This is a genomic window from Methanosarcinales archaeon (genome assembly GCA_014859725.1).
Taxonomy (GTDB): Archaea; Halobacteriota; Methanosarcinia; order Methanosarcinales; family Methanocomedenaceae; genus Kmv04.
This window is the reverse complement of record JACUTQ010000079.1, coordinates 1-10,062: the sequence shown is the minus strand read 5'-3', so window position 1 is coordinate 10,062 and position 10,062 is coordinate 1. Positions and strand designations below refer to the sequence as shown.

Here is a 10,062-nt window from a genome sequence, read left to right as displayed (position 1 = left end):
GTTGGTGGAAAAAAGATAAATATTACAAAAGAGGGGTGCGAAATATGAGTCTAATAGAAGAGCATATTTGGCTATCAACTAGCTTAACTAAAAAAAAATATTTCAGGCCGGATATTTTCCAGCCTGGTTTTGAGAATTTATTATTTGCCCGATTAACCGAACAGAGCGCCCAGTCCTTCCATTCCGCTCTCTTCAGCTTCTTCTTCAGCGGCTGTTTCGTCGACTGCTGCTTCAGCAGTAGCTTCCACTGGAGCTGCTGCGGTAGGTGCTGCTGCGGTAGGTGCTGCAAAAGCTGCTTTCTCAATAGCCTCTGTAATGTCAACTCCGTCAAGTGACGCTACCAGAGCCTTTGCTCTTGCTGCATCGACTTCGACATCAGCTGCTTGCAGAATTGCTGTAATTGTATCTTCTGTTATTTCTTTACCTGCATTGTGCAGTAAAAGTGCTGCGTAAACATATTCCATTTCTTATCACCTTTTATAAATTGACTATAATTTTATTATTATTATCCGAACAGGGCCCCAAGACCCCCGGCCGCGTCATCTTCAGTTACTTCTTCTTCAGCGACCTCTTCCTTAATCTCTTCTTCAGCTTCTTGTGGTTTGGTATCGACATGGCTCACAGCAACCTGTGCACCCAATCGTGCTTTCAGATCCTCATCCAAAGCTTCATCTGATATCAGACCTGCCAGGGCAAGCATCTGGATCTGACATTTGGAAAGTAGAGTATCCATAATTTCAGGCTCATATATCACAGCATTCACTGCCAGATTCCTGGATTCTGAAACAGCTTTGACAAGTAGAGCTGTAATTGTGGTCTTTGTTGGATATGCCACATTTACCGACAGATTGAAAGCCTGCTGGACAGCTGATATGAAGTTCTGTGAATATAGGGCCTCATCGATTGCAAGATTGGAAGCATCCAGTAAAATGCCGTCCTCGAAAGTAGCCTTGACCTCCAGACCCAATTCCAAAGGAAATATTTCCAGTCGGTTCAGCATTGCAGCCAGTTTCTGTGAAACAACCTCACCCTGTTTGGCTACAACCTTTTTTTCCCTTATTACGACCTTCCCCCCTTCTATTGCAGCTGGGATACCAGCCGTTTGCAATTCGCCGACAATAGGACCGGGTGGGAATCCAGTAGGTCCCTTTTCGACAATGATATCTACCGGAGCTTCCATACCGGCCTTAATTGGTGCAGGGGTCTTGCTGGATTCAAGGAGCTTATATAATTTGAATGAATTCTCGTTTGAGAATACCAGTCCCATTTCCTGATCAATGTATCCTTCCAGGGGTTTGATCTCGTCAGCAGACTCTTCCAGTGCTCTTCTTATGAGAGTGTTCTTGCATATCTTGATAAATACCGTTCCTCTTATGTTTGAGCGCATCTGCTGAAGCTGCTTTGAAGGTAGTCCATGAATACCAACCAGCCCGATCACCGGATATTTCTTGATGTTGGTCTTAATATCCTCGATCTCGTCAATTTTCCACTTTGGGATATGCGAACTGTGGTGTACTTCGTCCATTCAGATCACCTTCACTGCCGGCCCCATGGTGGTCTTGACATAGATCGACTTGATATTCTGCCTTCCCTTTTCCAGTTTATGTTCGACTCTTGAAATAATGGTCTCAACATTTTGTGCCAGTTTTTCAGGTTCCATATCCCTGCGTCCCACTGGAAGATGAAAAGTTAGTTTGTCCTTGCTTCGTACCCTGATCGAATTTTTAGCCTTTCTAATAATATCTTCAATGTTCTTATCTGGTGTCAGCGGTTCAGGCATCTTTCCCCTGGAACCCAAAACGGGTCCAAGTGCCTTGGCAATGGAGGGCATGTATGCTACTTCTGCTACAAAGGAATCGATCTCATTTGCAAGTCCACGAGCTCTTGTTTTATCATCCTTAAGCCCATCGATCTCTTCGGGATCGATAATCACTTCAGCGCCAGCAGCCGTAGCTCTCTGAGCAATATCACCTTTAGCAAAAACAGCAATTTTAATAGATTTTCCCAGACCGTTGGGAAGAATGATCTCCTCATCCACACGATTTGCTGGAATGCTCATATCAATACTCTTAAGATTGATTGCCAGATCAAAATTCTCTTTAAATTTTCGCTCAGGCGCCTTATCTAGCGCCTGTTTAACTGCTTCTAATGTTTGTTCGAATGTCATATATTCCTCCCGTAGTATCTGCCACTTTGACTCACGACCTTCCGGTCTTCTACGGTTTCGTAAATCGGGTTCTTACACTGTATGATAAGTATTTTAAATTATCGGTCAATTCAGTCTTCACCCAATCTATCATCGAAAGTTCCGGCCTTAACAGCCTTTTGTGCTTCCCTTGGGTCCATATCTTCCACAGTTACACCCATGGGTACACAGCTACCGATAATCTCATTGACAGCCGATTTGAAATCCGATGCCAAAAGTCCGTCCCGCTTCATTCGGGCTACTTTTGAAGCCTGCTCAATGGTTAAATTGCCAACAGTTTCAGTTCCTGACTGTCCTGAACCTTTTTCAAGCCCCAGTTCTTTTAATATCAATGCAGATGTGGGTGGTGTTCCGATCTCGATGGTATAGTTCTTCTTATCATCAAAAATCAGTTTCACAGGAACCTGCATTCCATTGAAATCGGCTGTTTTTTCATTTATGCTTTCCACGATCTCTTTAATATTAACGCCCAATGGACCCAGTGCCGGACCCAATGGAGGACCGGGGTTTGCATGGCCGCCCGGTACTAATGCTTCTACTACCTGTCCCATATATAATTACCTCGTAAAATATTTTAAATAATCTTATTATGAATGTTATTCCTGTTCCTCTCGTTTTAATACCCTTACGTTATCGCCCCGTACTGTGATGGGTATGGGTACCATGGCCTCGAACAGTTCCACAGTGATCTCTTCATGGGTCTCGTCCACTCTCTTGACCCTGGCTTTTTCACCTTTAAATGGTCCTGTAATAAGCTCAACAATACTTCCTTCTGTGATCCCTACCACAGCTGTTTTTGGTGTTAGGAAATGTTCCACTTCTTTAAGCGTGGAAGCACCTTTAATCAGACTTCTGGCATGGGGTAGTGTCTGAATAGCCTGTTCTACCACATCAGCAGATTCTGCTTCCACCAGAATATATCCTTTTAATTCATCAGGGGCAAGGATAGCTCTAATGGCCAAATTCTCTTTCTTTGCCATCATCTCTATTAGATTGGCCACAGATCTTTCCTGATTTGCAGTGGTTTTTACCACAAATATCTCAGTTTCTTCTACTTCATTCATGTGATTGGTTCACAACTCCCCCATAATGTCAGGTTGATATAATAAGGTTTGGTCATAATGCTTGAGGGATCTCGGTCAATATAAAAAATATTATGAATCCGATCAGCCCGATAAGAAGAAGACCTGCCCCAGATACTTTAGCGATCATAGTGAATTCTTCTCTGGTGGGTTTGCGTGTCAGCTTTATTATTCGGACATATTCGCTGAGTTTCAGCGGTATTGTGGGTGGAGCTGTATTTCTGGTTGCCAATTTGTTTCACTTCCCGAGAGGATTAGATAATAGATATTAAGATAAAAGTAGCTCTAATTAAGTTGTTGATAAAAATACTTTTCGATTGACAGGAAAAAGACCTGCCAATCATAATTTGTATAAATCTATTTTACAAAATCTATTCCATAACGACTGGTAATGTTACGGCTGCTACCTTTACCATAAATTTGAGCAGATTTCACTCCGGTCACCACAAGCATGGTGCGTACTGTATGCTCGAGTTCCGGATCAATCTGAGCACCCCAGATAAGCCTTGCTTCAGGATCGATCCTGCTGTAAACCTCTTCCACAACATTCTCTGCTTCAGCAATGGTCATATCAGGTCCGCCCACCACATTGACCAGCGCCGATGTTGCGCCAGAAATATCAACGTCTAACAGGGGACTGCGCAGTGCTTTCTGTACAGATTCCGTAGCTTTATTCTCGCCATCAGATTCACCAAGACCGATCATGGCTACACCACCTTTTTGCATGATGGTTCTTACATCAGCGAAATCCAGGTTAACCAGCCCTGGTTTTGTTATTAGTTCTGTGATACCTTTCACTGCCCGCATCAACACTTCATCTGATACTTTGAATGCAGCCTGCAGTGGCAGTCTTGGGACAACTTCAAGAAGCTTATCATTGGGCACTACAATAACAGTGTCGGCCACGTCTCTCAGACGTTCAAGACCTGCTTCAGCATTAGCACGCCTGACAGATCCTTCAACACTGAATGGAAGTGTGACCACAGCGATGGTCAGCGCGCCAGCCTCTCTTGCTGCCTCTGCAACAACAGGAGCCGAGCCAGTTCCTGTACCGCCGCCAAGACCACACGTAATAAATACCATATCAGAACCTTCGACGGCTGCAATTATCTCCTCATCACTTTCCTTGGCTGCTTCTTCTCCTATCTGAGGTAAACTGCCAGCACCAAGACCACGGGTCTTTTTCCTTCCGATCAATATTTTCCTTTCTGCAACAATATGTAATAGATGCTGAGCATCTGTATTTAATGCATAAAGCTCGGCTCCGGTGATACCTTCTTCCGTCATCCTCTGGATAGTATTGGAACCGCCACCGCCACACCCGAACACGCGTATGTTTGTTTTTAATAGTTTAAGAACTTCTTCCAGGTCTTCATCAGTTTCACCAAATGTATGCTTTGGTTTTGCCTCTGAATTCCGCCCCTCCTGCTCAGCCCTTGAGATTGCTTCTTTGATAATGGATTCCATCCTTTTATCCCTCAATATTTTATCTACAAATTAATATTCTTAAGTCGAATGGCTTTTTCATTAGTTTCATAAACCATTTCCGGCGTAATCGTCCTGTTATTCAAGGTCACAGATTTTCCGTTTGCTAATGTACCAAACATAGGTCCTGATGATATTCCGTATTCCTTGGCCAGTTCTGGACTGAATTTTCTACTGATGAGGTATAGTATTCCCTCATCTTTTTCATACCGTACATCGTAGTGTTCTTTTACTATATTAAAGCATTCATTTATTAGTTGTTCAGCTACCAGTCGAGAGCATTCATCATCCAGTGATATGATAATATGTGAGAACCGGCCGTTCTTGTGTTCCAGATAAGCTATACTATGTTTTTCCAGAAATGCCTCCAATCTGGGACGATCAAGTTTCTCTGCTTCACTGAGAAGTTCAGGATTGATGGTTGCCACCTTCACCTTAGGACAGACACATCCCTGACATGCTGTTTGAATCTCGCATTTGATACTTTCAGTAAAATGGGTTCGACCTGTGGGACATATATCTTTAACTTTTTCCCTCAATAGCAGACAGAACTGCCAGGGTACCCCATCCATTTCCCTGATATCACTCTCCCGCAAGACCTCATATCCCAGACTTTCAACAATAGCAGAAAGACGATCGCGCTGTCTCGCTTTCATGGATTTTCTGTCAAAATACGCAAAATCCGCACATGAGCGGTCAAATGCTTGCATGATCAGGTCCTTGTTAAGGTCATCAAGTTTATAGGTTGGAAAGATGTGGCCAAAAGTAACTTCGATGTCTTCCATCAATTTTGTCTGACGGGGTGCATAATGATTGCCTCCTAATCCGACTGCCACCGGCACATTTTCATCCCCAATCAAAAGTATCGCATTTGCCACAATACGGCCAGCCAGCGGGTCAATCCACTCTTTTTCCGAGCTTCCGATCTCAACAAATAAAGACGGAATTTTCAGGTCACTGGGACCGTGATGAGTACTCTCCAGAGACACCTGGAAATCCTCGTTCTTGGTCAATGTCTTGAGATTCATATAGATAGAACGCATGGCTTGAGGAGCTGCTGCTGCCAGTTCCATTGGATTCCCACCGAATTTTGCCTCTTTGGTGTTTCCTGTGGGATGTACAGTAAGTAAACGTCTTCCATCCTTACTTCGATGTTTGGAGGCAAAAATAATAATATCAGATTCCAGTTGGCATGCTGCCAATCGCTTATCAAGCCCGTCCTGGTAGATATGCATCCCTTCGATCTCTATAACTCTGAATTTCTTAAATTCAACTGCAGTAATTACTTCAGGGGAATCGACTTGAATTGGTACCCAGTCTCTGATCTGCAGCAGGATGTTCTTGATATTCTGACTGGCTTTATCCTGTTTTGATATAATTATATTGATCTTTCCATTAGTTGATTGATGTGATTCTATTCTTTATCACCACCGATAGCATAATTGATTTTTAGTATAAATATATTTTATACTTTCGAAACAATTTGCATCCTTAAGATTTGAGGTTCACTGCTACATCTTTGGCAAAATATGTAAGTATAACATCTGCTCCTGAGCGTTTAATTGATATTAAGGATTCCATGATTGCTGTTTCATCCAGCCAGCCGTTATCTACTGCCCCTTTTATCATTGAATACTCGCCACTGACATTGTAGGCTGCTGTTGGCATATTAAATTCATGTTTGACCCTGTATATAATATCCAGGTAAGGCAGGGCCGGCTTTACCATTATTATATCAGCGCCCTCCTTGATGTCCTGCTCAACCTCCCTAAGGGCTTCGTTACTGTTGCCATTGTCCATCTGGTAAGTAGACCTGTCCCCAAATGCATATCCTGAATCTGCCGCATCCCTGAAGGGACCGTAGAACGATGATGAATATTTGGCAGCATATGACATAATAGGAATGTTTTGAAAACTGTTCTGGTCAAGTGCTTTTCTTATGGCATCGACCATCCCGTCCATCATGCCTGAAGGTGCAACCATATCTGCACCTGCCCGGGCCTGACTGACTGCGGTCTTGCCCAGTATAGGCAGGGTCGGATCATTCAAGATCGCCTCAGTATCATAATCCACCACACCACAGTGCCCGTGTGTCGTGAACTCACAAAGACACAGATCAGTTATGACCATCATATCATCTCCCAGTTCTGCCTTTATATCACGGGTTGCATTCTGGACAACATCATCTTCGCCATATGCATGGCTTCCAGTCTCGTCTTTTATTTTTGGTATTCCAAACAGGATCAGTGCAGGGATACCCAGATCAGCCAATTCTTTTGCTTCATCCACCACACTTTTTGGAGTTTCTCTTTGTATCCCGGGCATAGATGGTATGGGCTGAGGTTGAGTGAGATTCTCGTCAACAAAGAGTGGTGCAATCATGTCATCTACTGAAAGCTTTGTTTCACTGAACATTCTTTTCATTATAGGTGTCCGTAAACGTCTCAATCTTGTGGTGGGAAACATAAAACATTCATCCATATTTATTTTTTATTTGTATTTTTGTTATTCCTGCTGCCGTTTAATCCGAACAGCAAAGCCGCAGTATCTAATAACTCCTCATTATCATGTTCGGCGGCACTTCGCAGAATCTTGGTGGGTTCGGCAAGTATCTTGTTGGCTACTGAATGGCTGAGGTCATCCAGCACATCATGTTCCACTTCACCCAGGGTAAGCCAGGCATTGAGCTTGTTTATTGCAACATCTCTTTCTCTGCATCTTATTTCATCGATTCTGCTATACATTGCAGATATGATCCGGTCAGCACGCTGACGCTTATAATATGTTTTTAGAAGTTCCATCTCTTCTTCAATAATTTTATTTACTTTAGGTATCTCATTTTTGCGGTTGGCCAGATTTCTCTCACTTACATTTCGCAAGCTGTCGATATTGAAAAGCTTGATGCTGTCTATTTCGGTGACAGTCTCATCAATGTCCCTGGGATTAGCAATATCAATTAGTAAAATCTCTGCACTGCGCTTCGACATTGCTTCTTCCATTATTTCCCTGGTAATCACCAGATGGGGTGCTGCTGTTGCGCTTATCACCACATCGGATTCTTTGATATATTCGGGCATTAGCTCATATTTTATGGCAATACCTTCCAATTCGTCAGCAAGCTTTTCTGCTTTCTCGAAGGTGCGGTTGGCCACATATATAACATTAATATTTTTATTAGCCAGTGCCCTGGCAACAAGTGTCCCCATCTCTCCCACACCAATTATCATCACGTTCTTTTCATTCAGAGTGCCAAGCACATCCTCTGCCAGTTCAACTGCTGCAGAACCGATGGATACAGACCCTTTATTAATCATTGTTTCGTTACGGACCCTTTTACCCACCTGAATAGCTTTACCAAACACCGTATCCAGCATCTTGCCAGTGGTTTTGCTCTGCTTTGCGATATTATACAAATCCTTTACCTGACCCAGTATCTGGTCTTCTCCCACTATCATGGACTCCAAACCTGAGGTTATCCTCATCAGATGGTGCATTGACTCCTCATGATCATGAAAATCAACAATCAAATTGGGAACTTTCATTTCTTTCGCAAAATTAAACAGAACTTTGCTGCCCTTTGGTGAGACCACATAAACTTCAACTCTGTTGCAGGTCATAAGTACGGCACATTCCATTACTAGCTCATGGGCATACAATTTCTGCAAAATCTGGTCAACACCCCCATGCCATGCGTGAAGTTTTTCAATATCTTCAACACTCGCTTTTTTATGGGTGATCAACATGCTTGAAATCTCAGTCATTAGAACTCCTTTATTAACAATAATGCATCCAAGTTAGTTTAATTATTTCCATTTATTAAATGATTTAGGGCGATTTTCAGTGCCTTATCATAGGATTCTGGTAATGCCTCCCAAACATCGCTATCTTCTAAAATGGTCCACAATATCCTGGAGCGGTCTTCCTGTTTAGGAACCTGTTGAATTAATTTCGGTCTAATATCTTTCAAGATCCTTGCCATATCTTCAAATTCCGGCCGTATTATTTCCTCGATCTTTTGTCTCATATATTTAGAGAGGGCAGGGCTGGCTCCTTTAGTGGAAATGGCTATGGTGATGTCCCCTTTCTCAATTATAGAAGGCACTGCAATATCTTCCAGTCCATCCACAGAGTTTACCAGAGAACTGCTCTGATGTGCCAATTCAGCTATCCTTCTATTAAGTTCCTGATCAGAGGTCGTTGGTATTACCAAAAAAACATCCTTGATATGTCCCAATATCACCTCATCAGACAAGGTGACGGTTGTGTTTATTAGATTGACCCCCTGTTTTTCCAACTCATAAAGACCTGGAGTAAAACTGCGGCTTATGACAGTTGTGGGAGCATATCTGGAGAAGAGGCTAGCTTTTCTTTCACCCACCTGTCCTCCACCAAATATTACCACCTTCCTGTTTTTCATTTCAACCATGAGGGGGAGGAGGCTTGGTATTTCATCCGCTTTCAAAGCCTGACACCCGTCTTTTTAAATTCTTTTTCACTAAAAAGAATACTGTAATTATCTATCCCTGTAGCTCTGGATATTTGTTCAGCCACTTTCCTGCATTCCTCACGAGTATAGGCATGGACCATGGTAAAAAGATTATATGGCCATTCCTCTCTTCTGGGTCTTTCGTAGCAATGGGTTACTTCAGAAAATCCAGCCATGATCGCCCCTACTTCTTCCACCTGATCATTTGGCACATTCCAAGTGCACATGGCGTTCGCAGTAATACCTATCGCCCTGTGGCCAATAGATGCCCCGAACCGTCGAATGATACCTTGACGCTGCAAATCACCCAACCTCCTGATTACTTCATTTTCTGAAATCCCAAGATTTTCGGCAACTTCTTTGAACGGTCTTGAAATGAGGGGAATGCCGTCCTGGGTGATCTTAATTATTTCCGCATCTTTCTTATCCATAACGCATTCACTCTATTCATTTTTATAATATGATTACCTTCATAGGTATCGTATTTTTCCAGAATTACGAGACCGTTACATTACATGTTTGTATAATTTCCACTACTTTGCGTTTTGGGTTTAAAATGTATATTAAATTGAAAATCTGATCCTGGTCTGATCAAATCGAATATCTTCCTTAGGTTTGAACATTTCTATTTCAGCTTTTGCTCTTGTTTTCCATGTATTATTAATTTATCTGCATAATTTTATTGCTATTTCAGATCGTCAATCATTATTCATATCTGGCATCCGGCAATTGCTGGGATAAGTCCTTACAATCCTTCTTTTATTGTTTGTTTATAATCTATTTAAAACAGTTTAATAGATAGG

Annotated in this window: 12 protein-coding genes; all 12 read right to left on the bottom strand. The window is 42.4% G+C overall.

All coding sequences use genetic code 11. The annotated features are described in order from the left end of the window. Positions 1-152: 152 nt before the first annotated feature. Complete coding sequence (gene rpl12p / locus IBX40_07785; protein MBE0524216.1) at positions 153-464, bottom strand: 50S ribosomal protein P1; 312 nt, start codon at positions 462-464, stop codon at positions 153-155. A gap of 41 nt (positions 465-505) precedes the next feature. Next, positions 506-1,525 carry a 50S ribosomal protein L10 gene (locus IBX40_07780; GenBank protein MBE0524215.1) on the bottom strand — a complete coding sequence of 340 codons (1,020 nt, stop codon included), beginning with the start codon at positions 1,523-1,525 and terminating at the stop codon, positions 506-508. Next, positions 1,526-2,167, bottom strand: coding sequence for a 50S ribosomal protein L1 (locus IBX40_07775; GenBank protein MBE0524214.1), 642 nt, complete (start codon positions 2,165-2,167; stop codon positions 1,526-1,528). Between the two features lie 110 nt (positions 2,168-2,277). Continuing rightward, positions 2,278-2,757 carry a 50S ribosomal protein L11 gene (locus IBX40_07770; GenBank protein ID MBE0524213.1) on the bottom strand — a complete coding sequence of 160 codons (480 nt, stop codon included), beginning with the start codon at positions 2,755-2,757 and terminating at the stop codon, positions 2,278-2,280. Between the two features lie 45 nt (positions 2,758-2,802). Then, positions 2,803-3,270, bottom strand: a complete 468-nt coding sequence (locus IBX40_07765; GenBank protein MBE0524212.1) for a transcription elongation factor Spt5 — start codon at positions 3,268-3,270, stop codon at positions 2,803-2,805. Between the two features lie 52 nt (positions 3,271-3,322). After that, positions 3,323-3,520, bottom strand: coding sequence for a protein translocase SEC61 complex subunit gamma (locus IBX40_07760; protein MBE0524211.1), 198 nt, complete (start codon positions 3,518-3,520; stop codon positions 3,323-3,325). Between the two features lie 125 nt (positions 3,521-3,645). Next, positions 3,646-4,755 carry a cell division protein FtsZ gene (ftsZ, locus tag IBX40_07755; protein MBE0524210.1) on the bottom strand — a complete coding sequence of 370 codons (1,110 nt, stop codon included), beginning with the start codon at positions 4,753-4,755 and terminating at the stop codon, positions 3,646-3,648. Positions 4,756-4,778: 23 nt separating this feature from the next. Further along, positions 4,779-6,191, bottom strand: coding sequence for a hypothetical protein (locus IBX40_07750; GenBank protein MBE0524209.1), 1,413 nt, complete (start codon positions 6,189-6,191; stop codon positions 4,779-4,781). A 73-nt stretch (positions 6,192-6,264) separates the two neighbouring features. Next, on the bottom strand, positions 6,265-7,239 hold the full coding sequence (hemB, locus tag IBX40_07745; GenBank protein ID MBE0524208.1) for a porphobilinogen synthase: 975 nt from the start codon (positions 7,237-7,239) through the stop codon (positions 6,265-6,267). 17 nt (positions 7,240-7,256) lie between these two features. After that, on the bottom strand, positions 7,257-8,534 hold the full coding sequence (locus IBX40_07740) for a glutamyl-tRNA reductase (GenBank protein ID MBE0524207.1): 1,278 nt from the start codon (positions 8,532-8,534) through the stop codon (positions 7,257-7,259). A gap of 38 nt (positions 8,535-8,572) precedes the next feature. Continuing rightward, positions 8,573-9,199, bottom strand: coding sequence for a bifunctional precorrin-2 dehydrogenase/sirohydrochlorin ferrochelatase (locus IBX40_07735; protein MBE0524206.1), 627 nt, complete (start codon positions 9,197-9,199; stop codon positions 8,573-8,575). Between the two features lie 32 nt (positions 9,200-9,231). Continuing rightward, positions 9,232-9,690 carry an Lrp/AsnC family transcriptional regulator gene (locus IBX40_07730; protein ID MBE0524205.1) on the bottom strand — a complete coding sequence of 153 codons (459 nt, stop codon included), beginning with the start codon at positions 9,688-9,690 and terminating at the stop codon, positions 9,232-9,234. Positions 9,691-10,062 lie beyond the last annotated feature (372 nt).